Annotated in this window: 11 protein-coding genes; 8 read left to right on the top strand and 3 right to left on the bottom strand. The window is 69.8% G+C overall.

The genetic code is table 11. The annotated features are described in order from the left end of the window. Positions 1–16 precede the first annotated feature (16 nt). From EDD27_RS58235 to EDD27_RS05225, 6 genes are all read left to right on the top strand, one after another. Positions 17–4,747, top strand: coding sequence for a type I polyketide synthase (locus tag EDD27_RS58235; protein ID WP_164903488.1), 4,731 nt, complete (start codon positions 17–19; stop codon positions 4,745–4,747). Further along, a complete protein-coding gene (locus EDD27_RS05245; protein WP_127931340.1) occupies positions 4,740–7,079 on the top strand; it encodes a type I polyketide synthase in 2,340 nt (779 codons plus the stop codon). The genes EDD27_RS58235 and EDD27_RS05245 overlap by 8 nt, the downstream gene beginning before the upstream one ends. Positions 7,080–7,881: 802 nt before the next feature. Next, entirely contained in the window at positions 7,882–8,535 is a 654-nt protein-coding gene (locus EDD27_RS05240) for an acyl carrier protein (protein WP_127931339.1), read from the top strand. 12 nt (positions 8,536–8,547) lie between these two features. Continuing rightward, positions 8,548–10,101 (top strand): FAD-dependent monooxygenase, encoded by a 1,554-nt coding sequence (locus tag EDD27_RS05235; RefSeq protein ID WP_127931338.1) that lies wholly within the window; start codon positions 8,548–8,550, stop codon positions 10,099–10,101. Continuing rightward, the gene (locus EDD27_RS05230) at positions 10,098–11,510 is read left to right on the top strand and encodes an acyl-CoA carboxylase subunit beta (RefSeq protein WP_127931337.1); all 1,413 of its coding nucleotides are present in this window, start codon (positions 10,098–10,100) and stop codon (positions 11,508–11,510) included. The genes EDD27_RS05235 and EDD27_RS05230 overlap by 4 nt, the downstream gene beginning before the upstream one ends. A 27-nt stretch (positions 11,511–11,537) precedes the next feature. Next, positions 11,538–12,401 carry an SAM-dependent methyltransferase gene (locus tag EDD27_RS05225; RefSeq protein WP_127931336.1) on the top strand — a complete coding sequence of 288 codons (864 nt, stop codon included), beginning with the start codon at positions 11,538–11,540 and terminating at the stop codon, positions 12,399–12,401. Between the two features lie 58 nt (positions 12,402–12,459). On the opposite strand, the gene EDD27_RS05220 is transcribed toward EDD27_RS05225, so the two are convergent. The 3 genes from EDD27_RS05220 to EDD27_RS05210 are packed head-to-tail and all read right to left on the bottom strand — an operon-like array spanning position 12,460 to position 14,519. Next, positions 12,460–12,693, bottom strand: coding sequence for a helix-turn-helix transcriptional regulator (locus tag EDD27_RS05220; RefSeq protein WP_127931335.1), 234 nt, complete (start codon positions 12,691–12,693; stop codon positions 12,460–12,462). A gap of 15 nt (positions 12,694–12,708) precedes the next feature. After that, positions 12,709–13,563 (bottom strand): ABC transporter permease, encoded by an 855-nt coding sequence (locus EDD27_RS05215; protein ID WP_127931334.1) that lies wholly within the window; start codon positions 13,561–13,563, stop codon positions 12,709–12,711. Next, entirely contained in the window at positions 13,560–14,519 is a 960-nt protein-coding gene (locus tag EDD27_RS05210; protein WP_164903487.1) for an ABC transporter ATP-binding protein, read from the bottom strand. Before EDD27_RS05210 ends, EDD27_RS05215 begins: the two co-directional genes overlap by 4 nt. 200 nt (positions 14,520–14,719) lie before the next feature. Here EDD27_RS05210 and EDD27_RS05205 point away from each other — a divergent pair, with 200 nt between their 5' ends. Together EDD27_RS05205 and EDD27_RS05200 are read left to right on the top strand one after the other, a co-directional pair. Further along, positions 14,720–15,790, top strand: a complete 1,071-nt coding sequence (locus EDD27_RS05205; protein WP_127931333.1) for a ketoacyl-ACP synthase III family protein — start codon at positions 14,720–14,722, stop codon at positions 15,788–15,790. Then, a complete protein-coding gene (locus EDD27_RS05200) occupies positions 15,787–18,198 on the top strand; it encodes a non-ribosomal peptide synthetase (protein WP_127931332.1) in 2,412 nt (803 codons plus the stop codon). The genes EDD27_RS05205 and EDD27_RS05200 overlap by 4 nt, the downstream gene beginning before the upstream one ends. Positions 18,199–18,203 lie beyond the last annotated feature (5 nt).

Genomic DNA, 18,203 nt, shown 5'->3' with positions numbered 1-18,203 from the left:
GAAAGGTCGATGTCGCATGGCCAATGAAGAGAAACTGCGCGACTATCTCAAGCGCGTCACCGCCGACCTGCACCAGGCTCGCCGGCAGCTCAAGGAGGCCGAGTCCAGAACGCAGGAGCCCATCGCGATCGTGGGCATGGCGTGCCGTTTCCCCGGTGGCGTGTGCTCTCCCGAAGACCTGTGGGAGCTGGTCGCCGAAGGCCGGGACGCCATCTCGGACTTCCCGTCCGACCGCGGCTGGGACATCGAACGCCTGTACGATCCGGACCCTGACGTCCCGGGCAAGAGCTACACGCGGCAGGGCGGGTTCCTGTACGACGCGGCCGGGTTCGACGCGGAGTTCTTCGGGATCAGTCCGCGTGAGGCACTGGCCATGGATCCGCAGCAGCGGCTGCTGCTGGAGACGGCGTGGGAGGCCATCGAGCGGGCCGGCATCGACGCCGAAGCCTTGCGCGGGACCGCGACGGGCGTGTTCGCGGGCGTCATCGCGCGGGAGTACGCCTTGCTCCGATCGCCGGGGACGGCCGGGGCCGACGGCCATTTGCTGACCGGCCTGACGCCCAGCGTCGCCTCGGGGCGGATCTCCTACACGTTCGGGTTCGAAGGCCCGGCGGTCAGCATCGACACGGCATGCTCGTCCTCCCTCGTGGCCATCCACCTGGCCGCGCAGTCCCTGCGCTCCGGGGAGTGCGATCTGGCGCTTGCCGGGGGCGTGGCGGTCATTCCCGACCCCGGCATGTTCTTTGAGTTCAGCCGTCAGCGGGGGCTGGCCCCCGATGGCCGGTGCAAGCCGTTCGCGGCCGCTGCCGACGGGGTCGGCTGGGGCGAGGGCGTCGGTCTGCTGCTGCTGGAACGGTTGTCGGCAGCCGAGCGTCAGGGGCATCGGGTACTGGCCGTGATCCGGGGCAGCGCGGTCAACCAAGACGGCGCCAGCAACGGCCTGACCGCCCCCAACGGGCCCTCCCAGCAGCGGGTCATCCACGCCGCGCTCGCCAACGCCCGGCTAAGAACCGACCAGATCGACGTCGTCGAAGCCCACGGCACCGGCACCACCCTCGGCGACCCCATCGAAGCCCAAGCCCTGCTCGCCACCTACGGCCACAACCGGCCCCACCCCCTATACCTGGGATCGGTCAAATCCAACATCGGCCACACCCAAGCCGCCGCCGGCGTCGCCGGCATCATCAAAATGGTCCAAGCCATCCACCACGGCCTGCTCCCAGCCAGCCTCCACATCGACCAGCCCACCCCCCACGTCGACTGGAGCACCGGCAACATCACCCTGCTCACCCACGCCACCCCCTGGCCACAAACCAACCAGCCACGCCGCGCCGGCATCTCCTCCTTCGGCATCAGCGGCACCAACGCCCACCTCATCCTCGAAGCCGCCCCCACCAAACAGGACGCCACACCAGACAGGCAGCCGCCAGACAGGCAGGCACACAACGAGCAGGCGCAGAACGGGCAAGCACACAACGAGCAGGCGCACAACGAGCAGGCCGATGAGTTCGGGCCCCAGCCCGCCCTGCCCTGGCTGATCTCCGCCCGCTCCGAACAAGCCCTACGCGCCTACGCCACCCACATCCTGCACTACCGCCAAGCCAACCCCCACCTACCCGCCAACGACATCGCCCACGCCCTCGGCCCCCGCACCCGCCACCCCCACCGCGCCGCCATCCTCACCCACGACGAAACCCAACTCCGCGACGCCCTCCACGCCCTAGCCCACGGCCAAAGCCACCCCGCCCTCATCACCCACCACTACACCCCACCCCCACCCGGCACCACCGCCTTCCTCTTCTCCGGCCAAGGCACCCAACGCCACCAAATGGGCCGCGACCTCTACCACACCCACCCCACCTTCGCCCACCACCTCGACCACATCGCCGCCCAATTCCCCCTCAACCCCCCACTCAAAACCGTCATGTTCGCCCCCGAACACCACCCCCACGCCCACCTCCTGCACACCACCCAATACACCCAACCCGCCCTCTTCACCTACCACACCGCCCTCGCCCACCTCCTCAAACACCACCACATCACCCCCGACTACCTCACCGGCCACTCCATCGGCCTCTACGCCGCCGCCCACCACGCCGGCATCCTCACCCTCCCCGACGCCACCACCCTCATCACCACCCGCGCCACCCTCATGGCCACCATGCCCCCCGGCGCCATGACCGCCATCCACGCCACCGAAGAAGAAATCACCCCCACCCTCCTCCCCGACACCGCCATCGCCGCCACCAACACCCCCACCACCACCATCATCAGCGGCAACCCCCACAACATCGCCACCATCACCCACCACTGGCACACCCAAGGCCGCAAAACCACCCCACTCAACGTCAACCACGCCTACCACTCCCCCCACACCGACCCCATCCTCAAACCCTTCCACCACACCGCCCAAACCATCACCTACCACCCCCCCACCACCCCCATCCTCTGCAACCTCACCGGCCAACTCGCCGACCCCCACCACATCACCACCCCCCACTACTGGACCACCCACATCCGCCAACCCGTCCGCCACACCCAAACCCTCACCACCCTCCACCAACTCGGCGCCACCACCCACCACCACCTCACCCCACACCCCCACACCCTCGCCACCCTCCACACCCACACCAACCTCCCCTGGCCCCCACACCCCCACCACGCCCAACCCCCCACCTACCCCTTCCAACACCACCACTACTGGCTCAACCCACCACCCCTCCCGACGGAGCAACAGCGCGAGTGGTCGGTGCAGGACCGGTGGCGGTACCGCGTGGCATGGCGCCCTGTAGAGGCGCGCCCGCACGCGCCCCTGCCGTCCAGGTGGCTGCTGGTGTTCTCCGAGACGGTGGCCGACGACGTGCCCCGGCTGGTGGAGCAGGCGCTGGGCGAGCGCGGGGCCCAGGTTGAACGCCTGCTGGTGGATCCGGCAGAGGCGAGCCGGGAGTGGTTCGCCGAGCGCCTGCGGGCGTACGACGGCGGCGACGTACTGTCCCTGCTCGCCTTCGACGAGGGGCAGCACCCCGATCGTCCGGGGCTTCCTCATGGTGTGGCCGCCACCATGGCGCTTGCGCAGGCAGTGAGCGACGTCCCGCTGAACGGCCGGCTCTGGGCCGTGACCAGGGGCGCGGTGAGCACCGGGAACGGGGATCCGTCACTCAGCCCGGGCCAGGCGCAGGTATGGGGTCTCGGCCGGTCGATCGCGCTCGAGCAGCCCGAGCAGTGGGGTGGGCTCGTGGATCTGCCGGACCTGATGACCGACGCCGCCTCCAGAGACCTGGTCAAGGCGCTGACCGGTGACGAGGATCAGGTGGCCCTGCGTTCGTCCGGCATGCTGGCGCGCAGGCTCGTACGCGCTCCTCTCCTCGAAGGCACCGTGGAGGACGGTCGGTGGCGCCCGGCCGGAACAGTGCTGATCACAGGCGGAACCGGCGGGATCGGGGCGCAGGTCGCGAGATGGTTCGCGGGCAACGGCGCCGAGCATCTGCTGCTGGCCAGTCGTCGCGGCCCGGACGCCCCGGGGGCGGCCGAGTTGGAGGCCGAACTCACCGCGCTGGGTTCCAAGGTGTCCATCGTGGCCTGCGATCTCGCCTCGCGCGCCGAGGTGGAACGCATGCTGGCGTGCGTTCCACAGGACACCCCGCTGACCGCCGTCGTGCACGCCGCCGGGGCCGCGCAGCGGCTCGCGCCCGTGTCCGCGCTGACACGTGACGAATTCGCTGAGGTGATCTCCGGCAAGGTGGCAGGAGCCGTGCATCTGGACGAGCTGCTGGGTGACGCGCCGCTGGACGCGTTCGTGTTGTTCTCGTCCAGCGCCGGCGTCTGGGGCAGTGGTGGCAACGGCGTCTACGCCGCGGGAAACGCCTTCCTCGACCTGTTCGCCGAGCAGCGGCGCGCGCGGAGGCGGACGGCCACCTCGATCGCCTGGGGAGTGTGGGACGGCGCCGGGATGCGCGGCGTCGAGGACGCCGGCGACTACATGGACCGGCGCGGAGTCGTGGCGATGGCTCCCGAACAGGCGATCACGGCCATGATGTGCGCGATCGAGCGCGACGAGACCTGCCTCACCGTCGCCGACATCGACTGGTCCCGCTTCGCCCCGTCCTTTACTTCCGGTCGTCCGAGCCCGTTGCTCGCCGAGCTGCCCGAGGTACGGGAGACGGTTGGCGAACCCGCCGCGGCCGCGTCCGTCGCGGTGCCCGACCTGAGCACCATGACGGCGCAGGAGCAGCTCGCCTTCCTCGTCGACCTGGTCACGAACGAGGTGACGACCGTGCTGCGCCGCGAGCCCGGTGACGAGGTGGCCGCCGACCGGGCGTTCAAGGAGCTCGGGTTCGACTCCCTGACCTCCGTGGAGTTGCGCAACCGGCTCGCCACGGCCACCAACCTGCAGTTGGGCGCCGGCTTGGTGTTCGACCATCCGACGCCGCTGGCTCTGGCCAAATACCTGCAGAACGAGCTCGTACCGGACCAGGTGAGCCTGCTGCAGCGGGAGCTGGACGCACTGGAGAGGTCCCTGTCCACACTCGCGGCAGATCCCACCGTGACCGCGAGGTTCGCCCAACGGCTGGAAGCCATGGCCCGGATGGTCAGGGACAACGACGCGGGCCAGCTGCCCAGCACCGATCTCGCGGACGACATGGACACGGCATCGGCCACGGAGATTTTCGACCTCATCGATCGCGAGCTGGGCTACTCGCCGGAGGACTGGTCTTCCACGACCGAAGGGAACGACGGTAATGGCTGACAACGAAGAGAAGCTTCTCGCGTACCTCAAGCGCGTCATGGCCGACCTGCGCCAAACGCAGCAACGCCTGCGCGAGGCCGAGACCGCTCAGACGGAGCCGATCGCCATCATCGGCATGGCCTGCCGCTATCCGGGCGGCGCCAGCACCCCGGAAGGGCTGTGGGAACTGGCCGCCGAGGGCAGGGACGCCATCTCGGGCCTACCCACGAACCGGGGCTGGGACGTCGAGGACATCTACGACCCGGATCCGGACGCGCAGGGCAAGACCTACGCCCGGCAGGGCGGGTGGCTGCACGACGCGGGCAACTTCGACGCGGAGTTCTTCGGGATCAGCCCGCGTGAGGCGCTGGCCATCGACCCGCAGCAGCGCCTGCTGCTGGAGACGGCGTGGGAGGCCATCGAGCGGGCGGGCATTGACGCCGACTCACTGCAGGGCAGCAACACGGGCGTGTTCACCGGCATATCGGGCCAGGAGTACGTGTCGCTGCGCGCCCCGCGGGCCGAGGAGGCCACCGGTTACGTCATGGCGAACGCCACAATGAGCATCGCCTCGGGCCGCGTCTCCTACACGTTCGGGTTCGAGGGGCCGGCGGTCAGCATCGACACGGCGTGCTCGTCGTCGCTGGTGGCGGTGCACTTGGCCGCACACTCGCTACGTTCCGGCGAATGCGATCTGGCGTTGGCGGGTGGGGTGACGGTGATGGCCACCCCGGCGACGCTCATCGAGTTCAGCCGTCAGCGGGGGCTGGCGCCCGACGGCCGGTGTAAGCCGTTCGCGGCCGCCGCCGACGGCACGGCCGTAGCCGAGGGCGTCGGTCTGCTGCTGCTGGAACGGTTGTCGGCAGCCGAGCAGAACGGTCACCCGATCCTCGCGGTCATCCGGGGCAGCGCGGTCAACCAAGACGGCGCCAGCAACGGCCTGACCGCCCCCAACGGGCCCTCCCAGCAGCGGGTCATCCACGCCGCGCTCGCCAACGCCCGGCTAAGAACCGACCAGATCGACGCCGTCGAAGCCCACGGCACCGGCACCACCCTCGGCGACCCCATCGAAGCCCAAGCCCTGCTCGCCACCTACGGCCACAACCGGCCCCACCCCCTATACCTGGGATCGGTCAAATCCAACATCGGCCACACCCAAGCCGCCGCCGGCGTCGCCGGCATCATCAAAATGGTCCAAGCCATCCACCACGGCCTGCTCCCAGCCAGCCTCCACATCGACCAACCCACCCCCCACGTCGACTGGAGCACCGGCAACATCACCCTGCTCACCCACGCCACCCCCTGGCCACAAACCAACCAGCCACGCCGCGCCGGCATCTCCTCCTTCGGCATCAGCGGCACCAACGCCCACCTCATCCTCGAAGCCGCCCCCACCAAACAGGACGCCACGCCAGACAGGCAGCCGCCAGACAGGCAGCCGCAAGACGGCCAGGCTACGGCCGCCGCCCCCACACCCGAACCCGAACCGGGCACACGGCCGGGGCAGGCACACAACCAGCAGGCACACAACCAGCAGGCACACAACCAGCAGGCACACAACCAGCAGGCACACAACCAGCAGGCACACAACCAGCAGGCACACAACCAGCAGGCACACAACCAGCAGGCACACAACCAGCAGGCACACAACCAGCAGGCACACAACGAGCAGGCCGATGAGTTCGGCCCGCAGCCCGCCCTGCCCTGGCTGCTGTCGGCCCGCTCCGAACAAGCCCTACGCGCCTACGCCACCCACATCCTGCACTACCGCCAAGCCAACCCCCACCTACCCGCCAACGACATCGCCCACGCCCTCGGCCCCCGCACCCGCCACCCCCACCGCGCCGCCATCCTCACCCACGACGAAACCCAACTCCGCGACGCCCTCCACGCCCTAGCCCACGGCCAAAGCCACCCCGCCCTCATCACCCACCACTACACCCCACCCCCACCCGGCACCACCGCCTTCCTCTTCTCCGGCCAAGGCACCCAACGCCACCAAATGGGCCGCGACCTCTACCACACCCACCCCACCTTCGCCCACCACCTCGACCACATCGCCGCCCAATTCCCCCTCAACCCCCCACTCAAAACCGTCATGTTCGCCCCCGAACACCACCCCCACGCCCACCTCCTGCACACCACCCAATACACCCAACCCGCCCTCTTCACCTACCACACCGCCCTCGCCCACCTCCTCAAACACCACCACATCACCCCCGACTACCTCACCGGCCACTCCATCGGCCTCTACGCCGCCGCCCACCACGCCGGCATCCTCACCCTCCCCGACGCCACCACCCTCATCACCACCCGCGCCACCCTCATGGCCACCATGCCCCCGGCGCCATGACCGCCATCCACGCCACCGAAGAAGAAATCACCCCCACCCTCCTCCCCGACACCGCCATCGCCGCCACCAACACCCCCCACACCACCATCATCAGCGGCAACCCCCACAACATCGCCACCATCACCCACCACTGGCACACCCAAGGCCGCAAAACCACCCCACTCAACGTCAACCACGCCTACCACTCCCCCCACACCGACCCCATCCTCAAACCCTTCCACCACACCGCCCAAACCATCACCTACCACCCCCCACCACCCCCATCCTCTGCAACCTCACCGGCCAACTCGCCGACCCCCACCACATCACCACCCCCCACTACTGGACCACCCACATCCGCCAACCCGTCCGCCACACCCAAACCCTCACCACCCTCCACCAACTCGGCGCCACCACCCACCACCACCTCACCCCACACCCCCACACCCTCGCCACCCTCCACACCCACACCAACCTCCCCTGGCCCCCCCACCCCCACCACGCCCAACCCCCCACCTACCCCTTCCAACACCACCACTACTGGCTCAACCCACCACCCCTCCCAACGGAGGACGGCCTCTACCGCCTCGCGTGGCAACCGATCGACGACCCGGAAGGCGCAAGCACCTCCAAGACCTGGCTGCTGCCGCATCCCCAAGACTCCTCCTTCGCACGCTTCGCCGACTTCCTCGCCACCGCTCTCAAGGCCCGCGGCGACCAGGTCATCCGTACCGACGCGACCGCCGGAGACGCCCGCGACCTCGCGGCCCTGATCCCTGACGGCCAGCCGCTCGACGGCATCGTGGCCCTAGCCGACCCCCTGGTGAACGCCCTTGACGACCTGGACGTGAAGCCCCCCGTCTGGCTCCTCACGTGCGGCGCCCAGCCGGTGACGCCAGATGACCCGCCGCAGGACCCCGCGCAGGCCACGCTCTGGGAGCACACCACCGACCGGCAGCACTGCCTGATCGATCTCCCGCCGGAGCCCGACGACGCGATCGCGAAGCGGCTCGCCCGGCTGCTCGCCGCGGAAGACGGGCTCCGGGCCGCGGCGCAGCCGGCCCCCGGCGCTCCACAGGTGGCGCTGCGTTCCTCCGGCATCTTCGTACGGCGTCTCGTCCCCGTCACCCCTCAAGAAGAGGCCACCGCCGTGGCGGAGCCCCCGCCTCCGCCCGCCGTGACGCGGGTGGAGGACGTCCCCGAGGCGGAGCGGCTCCGCTTCCTGATGGAGCTGGTCCGGTCGCAGACCGCCGCCGTGCTGGGCCACGCGGCGCCCGACGCGATCGACGCCGATCTCGACTTCATGAGCCTGGGCCTGTCGTCGCTGACCGCGATGGAGCTGAGCACCCGGCTGAAGGAGGCGGGCGTGGAGCTGAGCCCCGCCGACCTGTACGACCACTCGACCCCTGCGGACCTCGCCCGTCACCTGCATGCCCAGTTCGGCGAGCCGACGCCCGTGGAACATCCGATTCCTTGAAGGAGTGCTCCCTTGAGCGATCCCGTCATCATTTCCGGAGGTGGCCCGGTCGGCCTGATGCTCGCCTGCGAGCTCGGACTCGCGGGCGTGGCGACCGTTGTCCTGGAACGCCTCCACGAGCCGGCCGAGCCGTCTCGCGGCGGAGCGATCAACGCCACCGTGGTGGAGCTCCTCACCCAGCGCGGCATCATGGACGCGCTGCGCGAGGACGGTTTCGAATTCCGGATGGCGCACTTCGCGCACATCCCGCTCGACCCGCAGCGCCTCGCAGGACACCATGCCTTCTCCTTCGCCGTACCGCACGCACAGCTGGAGCGCCGTCTGGAACGGCGCGCCGTGGATCTGGGAGTGGAGGTACGGCGCGGCACCGAGGTCATCGGTCTCGACCAGGACGCGAATGGCGTCGAGGTGACCGTCCGCCGCGGCGATGACGTCTCCACACTCCGGGGCGTCTACCTGGTCGGCTGCGACGGCGCAGGCAGCACGGTCCGCGACCTCGCCGGGATCGGGTTCCCCGGCGTCGACCCCGAGTTCTACGGCCTGATCGGAGATCTGAAGATCCAGCCGGGCGACCCGCTCCTGGAACGGATCGGCCCGCGCCAGTACGACGAGGGCCTCTGCATGGTCGCTCCGACGGGCCCCGACACGTTGCGGGTGATCACCGGCGAGTTCGGCGCCTCGCCGGAGAACCAGGCGGCCCCGGTGACGTTCGACGAGCTGAGCACCGCCGTGAAGCGGATCACCGGGGTCGATCTGGAAGGCTCGCCGGGCTGGCTGAGCAGGTGGGACGCCAGCACCCGGCAGGCCGAACGCTACCGCGCGGGCCGCGTCTTCCTGGCCGGAGACGCCGCGCACGTTGTCTTCCCGCTGGGTGGGCAGGCGTTGAGCACCGGCATCGAGGACGCGGTCAACCTCGGCTGGAAGCTCGCGGCCGACGTGCGGGGCTGGGCACCGCCGCACCTGCTGGACAGCTATCACGACGAGCGGCATCCGGCGGGCGCCCGCACGTGCCTGACCACGCGCGCGCAGACCACGCTCATGCGTCGCCTGTCAGAGGTGGCGCCGCTCAGAGAGGTTCTGGCGGAGCTGACGGCGTTCGACGACGTCAACACGTACCTGGTGAAGATGGTCGGCGGGCTCGACATCCGTTACCCGGTGGGCGGGGAGTCGCCGCTGACGGGGACCAGGCTTGCTGACATCCCGCTGGTCCTGGCCGGGGGCGGGGACACGTCGCCGGCCGGGCTGCTCGCCTCCGGGCGCGGCCTGCTGCTCGACCTGTCGGACGGCGGCGGCTCCGGGCTACGGGAGGCCGTGGCGGGCTGGGCGGATCGGATCGGGTACGAGGCCGCGCGGGCCACGGAGGAGATCGACGCGGCGGCCCTGCTGCTGCGCCCCGACGGCCGCGTGGCTTGGGCGGCGACCGGGCGGCCGGGCGGCGCCGATGTAGCCGGGCTGCGGGCGGCCCTCACGACCTGGTTCGGCACACCAGCCGAAGGCACGTCGGCCGAAGGCGTACCACCCGAAGGCGTGCCGGCCGGGGGCGGCGAGTGGGAGGCGCGCAGATGACCGTGCTCGACACCAGGGTGAGCGGCCGGGCGGCCGCCGACCCCCGCGACCCCCTCGCCCGCGTGGGCGCCCTCCTTGACGATGGCTCGCTGCACCCGATCACCCCGCCCGGCGACCGCAGCGGCGTGCTGGCCTCGACCGGCCGGGTGAACGGCGTTCAGGTGGTCGCCTTCAGTAGCGACGCCCGCATCCAGGGCGGCGCCATGGGCCGCGAAGGCTGCGGCCACATCCTGCGTGCGTACGACGTCGCTATGAGCCGGCGTATCCCGATCATAGGGATCTGGCACTCAGGCGGTGCCAGGCTGGCGGAAGGGGTCTCGTCGCTGCACGGCGTCGGCCTCGTGTTCGCCGCGATGACCAGGGCGTCCGGCGTGGTGCCGCAACTGTCTGTGGTGGTCGGCCCGGCCGCGGGCGGCGCCGCGTACGGACCGGCGCTCACCGACCTGGTGATCCTGGCCGACGACGGACGGATCCTCGTGACCGGCCCGGACGTGATCCGCAGCGTGACCGGCGAGCAGACCGACATGGCGGCGCTCGGCGGACCGGTGCCGCACAGCACCCAGAGCGGGGTCGTCCACGTCGTGACCGCCTCGGAGCGTGAGGCGCTGGAGCGTGCCCGTGAGCTGGCCTGTCTGCTGGGCCGCCAGGAACGCTTCCCCGGCCCGGTCGCCGAGGCGGACTTCTCCGGCGTGCTGCCCGATGAGCCGCGCCGCGCGTACGACGTCAGGCCACTGGTGACGCGCTTGCTGGACGGGCCGGGTGTGGAGCTGCATCCGAAGTGGGCGCCGAACGTGGTCACCACGCTCGGCCGGCTGGGTGGCCGCACGATCGGCGTGGTCGCCAACAATCCGCTGCGCCTGGCCGGCTGCCTGAACTCGGCCGCGGCGGAGAAGGCCGCCAGGTTCGTACGGATGTGCGACGCCTTCGGCGTGCCGCTCGCGGTCCTGGTGGACGTGCCCGGTTACCTGCCGAGCGTCGAGCAGGAGCACAGCGGCATCGTCCGGCGCGGCGCGAAGCTGCTGCATGCCTTCGCCGAGGCGTCGGTGCCGAGGGTCACGCTCATGACCAGGAAGGCCTATGGCGGGGCGTACATCGCGATGAATTCCCGCTCGCTCGGCGCGACCCGGGTGTTCGCCTGGCCGAGCGCCGAGGTGGCGGTGATGGGCGCGACCCACGCCGTACGGATACTCAAGCGGCGCGAGCTGGCGGCGGCGCCGGAGGAGGAGCGCGCGGCTCTGGAGGCCCGGTTGGCCGACGAGCACGCGAAAGAGGCCGGCGGCTTGGACCGCGCGGTCGAGCTGGGCGTGGTGGACGAGGTGATCGAGCCGCGCCGTACGCGCGGCGCGATCGCCGCCGCCATCGCGCGGGCAGCCCCGGCCCGCGGCAGACACGCCAACATCCCGCTGTGACGGAAAGCAGGACCGATGGAGGGCCCGATGAGCGTAGAGAGCGGAAGCATCAGCCCAGGGCTGTCGAAGGAGGAGGTGGCGGGGTTCTACGACAGGAACAACCGTGCGCTCACCGTGATCTTCGGCGGCAACATGCACTACGGCTACTGGACCGGCCCGGACGACCCGAGCGGGCTCGAGGAGGCCGGTGCGCGGCTGACGGACGTGGTGATCGGCAAGCTTGGCGTCAAACCGGGCGAGAAGGTGCTGGACCTGGGGTGCGGCACCGGGGGGCCGGGCGTCCGACTGGCCCGCGCGACCGGCGCGGAGGTGGTCGGCGTCTCGATCAGCACCGAGGACGTCGCCCAGGCCAGTGCCCTGGCGCAGGCCGAGGGGATGGCGGAACAGGCGAGGTTCCAGTTCGGGGATGCCCTCGCCCTGCCTTTCGAGGACGGCTCGTTCGACGCGGTGTTCGCCATCGAGACGCTGGTGCACGTGCCCGACCGGGTGCTGGTGCTGAAGGAGATCGCCCGGGTGCTGCGGCCCGGCGGCAGGATGGCTGTCACGGACTACATCAAGCGTGGCCCCGACGTGGATGACGAGGACGCCTGGCTGGCACTGAACGAGGCGCTCCTGGAGTGGCGGGCAGCGCCCATGGTGCGGGCCGAGGACTACGAGGGCTTCGGCCGGGAGGCCGGGATCGTCATCGAGGAGATCGACGACATCACCGAGCACACGAAGTACACCTTCGGCAAGCTCTACGCGGCGATGCGCGCGTACCAGAGCGAGCACGGGGAGCTGCCGGCGGACCTCGTCCAGATCCTCGACTCGGGTGCCGGCGTCGACTGGTCGATGGTCGAGGAAGAGGAGCAGAACGAGGGCGTCATCATCGTCGTGGGCCGCCGTCCCTGATCTGTTGTCACCAGGCACGAAGAAGCCGGGCCCGCTGGCGGGCCCGGCTTCTTCGTCATCACGCGGTCTGCGCGCCGATCCGCGGGAAAGGCGTGGTGGAGAAGATCACTTCTACTGGCACCTCGAAGAACTCGGAGATCCGCAGTGCCAAATACAGGCTTGGGCTGTATTCCCCACGCTCCAGGTAGCCGATGGTCTGGTAGTGGACTCCCAGAGCATCGGCCAGCTGCCGCCGGGTCAGACGCCGCTCGGTCCTGAGCATCGCGATGCGGTTGAAGACAATCTCGCTCATGATGGATCCATCGTCTCAGTTGATCCGCTTCATCGCCTGCTCACGTCGTGCCTGCACGACCGAACCCGACTCCTTGCGCGCCATGCGGCGCAGGATCGGAGGCGCCAGCAGGAAGCCGATCACCGCCCACGCGCCGAGCACCCCGAAGGTCTCCAGAGACCGCCAGGACTCGGTGAGCTCCGCCGCCGCGGCGGCATCGGGCAGCAGTGCCGAACGCATGCCCAGCCCCAGCCAGTAGACCGGGAAGATCTGGGCGATGAGCTGCGCCCACTCCGGCATGGACTGGATCGGGTAGAAAACGCCGGAGATGGCGGTGATCGCGCCGATCGGCAGGAACGTGAGCATCCCGGCCATGCCGGGGTTGCTCACCAGCGAACCGATGATCATGCCCCAAGGGAGCGTGGCGGCCAGGCCGAGGGCCAGGACCCAGATCATGGTCAGCCAGCCCATGGCGTCCGTCTCGAGGAGCTGCGGCACCAGGAACAGTCCTGCGATCAGCATGATCAGCAGCGAGATGACGCCGCTCAGCGACACCGACACCAGCCTGCCCGTCAGGTAGCCGATGGTGCCATGCGGCACCGCCTTGGCACGCAGCAGCGTGCCGTCCTCGCGGTCGGCCGCCAGCGAGCCGGAGGTGCCGACGATGCCGTTCATGACGATGGTCAGCCCCATGGCACTGGGCAGCGTGGCCATGGCCAGGGTGAGTGCGGTGCCTTCGAGCGTCGTGTCCCTCTGGAAGAACAAGACGACCACGAACACGAGCGCGAAGAAGACGTACGTGCCCATGTCCTGGGGGCTGACCAGGGCCTGCCTGAACTCGATCCAGCCGCGCGACAGCCCCAGCCGGACGGCGTGCGAGGTTGCGTTCATTGCTGCTGCGCCTTTCCGAACCGGGCGATCGCCGACTCATGATCCGGGCTCTTGTCGCCGTGGACGATGGCCATGTAGGTGTCCTCCAGGGATGCCAGCCTGACCTCCAGGTCGGCGATCTCCTCACCGTGCTCGGCGAACAACTGCCGGACGAAGCCGGTGGCGTCCTCCGTCGCGTGCACGAAGCTCTCCCCGCCGCGGCTCCAGCGCACCTGGGCGTCCCGCGAGACCTGGCGGGCGAGCTGGTCGGCGCTGCCGTCGGCCACAATGCGCCCGCCGGCCAGGATCAGGATGCGGTCGGCCAGCTTCTCCGCCTCGTCCAGGTCGTGGGTGGTGAGCAGGATCGTGGTCTCGTCGAGGTCGGACAGCCGGTGCACGAGATCGTGGAACTCACGCCGGGCGTGCGGGTCCAGACCCGCCGTGGGCTCGTCTAGGAACAGCAGCTCAGGGCGGCCCACGACGCCGATGGCGACGTCGAGCCTGCGGCGCTGACCGCCGGACAGAGAAGAGATCTTCTTCTCCGCGTGCTCGGTCAGCCCGACCGCGTCGATCAGCTCCTGAGTGTCGTAGGGCCGCCGGTACGGCTCGGCGTAGCGGCCCAGATGAGCGAGGAGCTCGCGCACCCGCCACTTGCCGTGGTCACGCCAGGACTGCAACACGATGCCGAGCTGCGCCCGCCATGCTTCGTCACCTTGCGCCGGGTCGGTGCCGAGCACGTTGACGTGCCCGCCCGACCTCATGCGGAAGCCTTCGAGGATCTCGATGGTGGTGGTCTTGCCGGCTCCGTTCGGCCCGAGAAGGCAGATCACCTCTCCACGCTGAATGTCGAAATCGACGCCTTTCAGCACGTCTACGCTGCCGTAACGCATCTGCAGATCCCGAACGGAGATGACTGGGCCGGTGTCGGGGACCGGGATCGCTGCACTCACCGGATCTCCCTGCCTCACGCCGGTCATCGCATATAACTCCCTATCGTGTTGGTATTAGAGCTGCTGCAATCGTAGCAGGTGTATTGCATCTTGACATGGGTGTGCGAACCCTGATCCGCAGGATCGCTGTAGGCGAAAGGCGAGCCTTAGCCCGCCTTAAGGGGGTCCGCAGAGACTGAGCGGACTTGTCGGATCGTGGTGTGCCCTGGTTTCGAGGAGGCACGGCTTTGCGCATTCCCGATATCTATGTCAGCGGACTCGGCATCTACTTGCCGGAGACGGTGAGTGTCCAAGACGCCATCGACCAGGGCCTGTACCGCCCCGATGACCCTGAGGACGTCGAGCGTCAGGGGTGGACCGGCACCGCGGTCGCCGGTGACATCTCCGCCCCCGACATGGCCCTTCGCGCTTCTCAGGAAGCGTTGAAGCAGTGGGGCAGGGAGGCCGACGCCCTCGACCTGCTTGTTTACACCGACGTCTGGCATCAGGGGCCCGACGGCTGGCAGCCGCAGCTCTACCTGCAGAACCACCTCAACGTCGGCGACCTGCTCGCCATCGAGTTGCGACACGGCTGTAACGGCGTGTTCAGCTCGCTCGAGATGGCTGCCAGCTACCTGATGTCGGATCAGAGCCGGCAGGCGGCCCTGATCGTGGCCAGCGACAACTTCGGCACTCCGCTGATCGATCGCTGGCACTCCGGCCCCGACTTCATCGCCGGCGACGGGGCGGCCGCCGCCGTCATCACCAGGGAGCCCGGCTACGCGCAACTGCTCTCGGTGACTTCGACCGCCATTCCACAGGCCGAGGAGATGCACCGGTGCGGCGAGGCGATGTTCCCGCCCGGCGCGACGCTCGGCAACCACGTCAGCTTCAAGCAGCGGCTCGAGGCCTACAGGAACAAGGTGTTCACCGAGGGCGTCGGCATGGACTTCGGCATCACGCTGTACGAGAAGTCGAAGGAGTGCGTCGACCGGGCCCTGGCCGAGGCCGGCATCGGGCTCGGCGACGTCGATCGGGTCATCATGACCAACTGCTCCAGGGAGGAGTCCGAGGCGCAGTTCCTCGGCGTGCTGGAGCTGCCACTGTCCATGACGACGTGGGAGTTCACCCGCACGATCGGCCACCTGGGCGCGGGCGACCATCTCATCTCGCTCGACCACCTGTTCAAGACGCAGCAGCTGGCCCCCGGCGACCGGGTGCTCGTGGTCGGGCTCGCGCCGGGCGTCACTTACTCGTGCGCGGTCTTCAAGGTCCTCGACACGCCGTACGGCTCCCGCGCCACGGAGGTGTCCGCATGATCGTCACATCGGTGGAGGAGATCGTCGTCGACCTGCCGGTGGACAGGTGGGACAGAAGCGCCGGGGCACGGCGCGACGTCGCGGTCGAGGTGGTCTCCGGCACGGACCGGCCCTCCCACTGGTGGGTCGCGCTCTTCCTGGCGTTCCTGCACCGGCACACCGCCTCCGAGCACATCCACCTAGTCGGCGCGTCTGCCGGCGAGGGAGCCGTCGAGCTGCGCGGCTTTCCCCTCGCCGGCACCGACACCCTGACCACCGTGGCGGAGCGGGTCGTGTCGGCCCCGAAGTCCGCGCCGGTCCAGCTCATCGAGCGGGCCGCGCAGGCCGGCGGCTGGTGGGCGCGCGTGCTCGCCGGTCTGCCCGGCAGCGCAGCCACGTCCGACATCCGCCTGGAGATCGCGGACGGACGGGTGACCCTGCACGCCAACGAGGCCCTGTGGACACGGCAGAGCGTGGAGCGCATGGCCGACCAGCTCGTGATCATGAGCGGTCCGGCGGCGATCGGCGGCTCGGGTGCCCCTGAGCCGCCGATCGCCGAACTCCCCATGCTCGCCCCGGAGGAGCGGGCAAGGATCCTGCTGGGCTGGAACGACACCGCGCAGCGGTGGCCGGACACAAGCTACCCCGACCTCGTCGAGGAGCACGTCCGTGCCAAGCCCGGCGAACCCGCCATCGTCCACGCGGGCCGCACCATCACCTACGGTGAGCTGGGCTCGCTCACCAACCGGCTGGCCCGCAAACTGATCGAGCTCGGCGCTGAGCCGGGCAGGCGGGTGGGGCTGCTGCTGCCGCGCAGCGCGGACTTCATCGTCGCAACCCTCGGTGTGTTCAAGACCGGCGCCGCGGTGGTGCCGCTCGACCCGGTCAACCCCGACACCCGCATCGGCTACATGATCGGCGACTCCGAGCCGCTCGTCGTGATCGCCGGCAAGGCGCAGCGCCACCGGGTGCCCAAGACGGTGCCGTGCCTGGTCATCGGCGGCGACGACCTGGACGGAGTCCCGGACGACCCGGTCTCCGCGCCGGTGACGGACGACACCATCAGTCACCTCATCTACACCTCCGGCTCGACGGGCGATCCCAAGGCGGTGCTCGAACGGCACCGCGCCCTGGTCAACCTGGTGCACTGGACCAAGCGTGCCTACGACGTCAGGCCGGGCGACCGCGCGTCCTGGTTGTCGACGCCCGGTTTCGCCGTGCAGGTCATGGAGTGGATGCCGTACATCGCGCTCGGCGTGCCCGTGCACATCGGCGACCCTGTCGACCGTACCCCTGAGCAGCTGCGCGACTGGCTGCTGCAGGAGGGCATCACGCACGCGATGCTGGTCGCCGCGCTGGCCGAGCGGGCCTGGGCGGTCACGTGGCCGGCCGACACCCGCTTGCGGATCATGGTCACCACGGGCGAGCGGGTGCACACCTGGCCGCCTGCCGACAAACCCTTCACGGTGGTGATGACGTACGGGTCGACGGAGACCACGCATGTGCTGACCTGCCTGGACATCGGCGCGGGCATCGACTTCACCTCCGCGGCGACGCCCGAGGAGGTGCGGGCGGTGCGGCCCGTGCCCGTCGGCAGGCCCATCTCCAACCTGCGGGTCTACCTGCTCGACCCGGCCGGCGCGCCCGTTCCGGTGGGTGCCGTGGGGCGTGTGCACGTGGCCGGCGCCGGCATGTCCGCCGGGTACCACGAGCGGCCCGAGCTCACCGACAGCAAGTTCCTTGCCAACCCGCTGCCCGAGGAGCCGGAGCCGATCCTGTACGACACCGGCGACCTGGCCCGCTTCCGCGCCGACGGGGCGATCGAGCTGCTCGGCCGCTCCGACTCCCAGGTCAAGATCCGCGGCTTCAGGGTCGAGCTCGGCGAGGTCGAGAGCGTGGTCTGCGCGGCGCCCGGCGTGGAGGAGGGGGTGGTGGTCACGTACGAACCCACCCCGGGGGACGTGCGGCTCGCCGCCTACGTCGCCGGAGCCCGCCTCCCCACGCCGCAGGAGGTGCGCACATACGTCTCCAACCGGCTGCCCCACTACATGGTGCCGAGCGTCGTGGTACCGCTCGGCAAGCTGCCCAGGCTGGCCAACAGCAAGCTGGACCTGCGCTCGCTCCCGGCGCCGGAGGAGACCATCCGCGACGGGCTCAGCACGGAGTTCGCCGAGCCGCGGGGTCCGCTCCAGAAGGAAGTGGCGCGCATCTGGTCGGAGGTGCTGCGCGTGGACCGCGTCGGCGCGCACGACAACTTCTTCGAGCTCGGCGGCCACTCCGTGCTGGCGGTGCGGATGGCGAGTGCGGTCGGGGCCGCCTTCGATGTGAAGATCAAGATCCCCGATCTGTGCAAGCACGCGACGGTCGCCGCGTTCGCCGAGTACATCGATGCCATCAGAGGATCCGACCCGGAAGGGCGCGAGAAATGACCGGC

The organism is Nonomuraea polychroma, from assembly GCF_004011505.1.
GTDB lineage: Bacteria > Actinomycetota > Actinomycetes > Streptosporangiales > Streptosporangiaceae > Nonomuraea > Nonomuraea polychroma.
This window is presented reverse-complemented; position numbering and strand designations above follow the sequence as displayed.

Bases quoted from the DNA above. Each gene is read 5' to 3' on its own strand.
- EDD27_RS05230 (WP_127931337.1), top strand. From the start codon at position 10,098: ATGACCGTGCTCGACACCAGGGTGAGCGGCCGGGCGGCCGCCGACCCC.
- EDD27_RS05245 (WP_127931340.1), top strand. From the start codon at position 4,740: ATGGCTGACAACGAAGAGAAGCTTCTCGCGTACCTCAAGCGCGTCATG.
- EDD27_RS58235 (WP_164903488.1), top strand. From the start codon at position 17: ATGGCCAATGAAGAGAAACTGCGCGACTATCTCAAGCGCGTCACCGCC.
- EDD27_RS05210 (WP_164903487.1), bottom strand. From the start codon at position 14,519: ATGACCGGCGTGAGGCAGGGAGATCCGGTGAGTGCAGCGATCCCGGTC.
- EDD27_RS05215 (WP_127931334.1), bottom strand. From the start codon at position 13,563: ATGAACGCAACCTCGCACGCCGTCCGGCTGGGGCTGTCGCGCGGCTGG.
- EDD27_RS05225 (WP_127931336.1), top strand. From the start codon at position 11,538: ATGAGCGTAGAGAGCGGAAGCATCAGCCCAGGGCTGTCGAAGGAGGAG.
- EDD27_RS05220 (WP_127931335.1), bottom strand. From the start codon at position 12,693: ATGAGCGAGATTGTCTTCAACCGCATCGCGATGCTCAGGACCGAGCGG.
- EDD27_RS05200 (WP_127931332.1), top strand. From the start codon at position 15,787: ATGATCGTCACATCGGTGGAGGAGATCGTCGTCGACCTGCCGGTGGAC.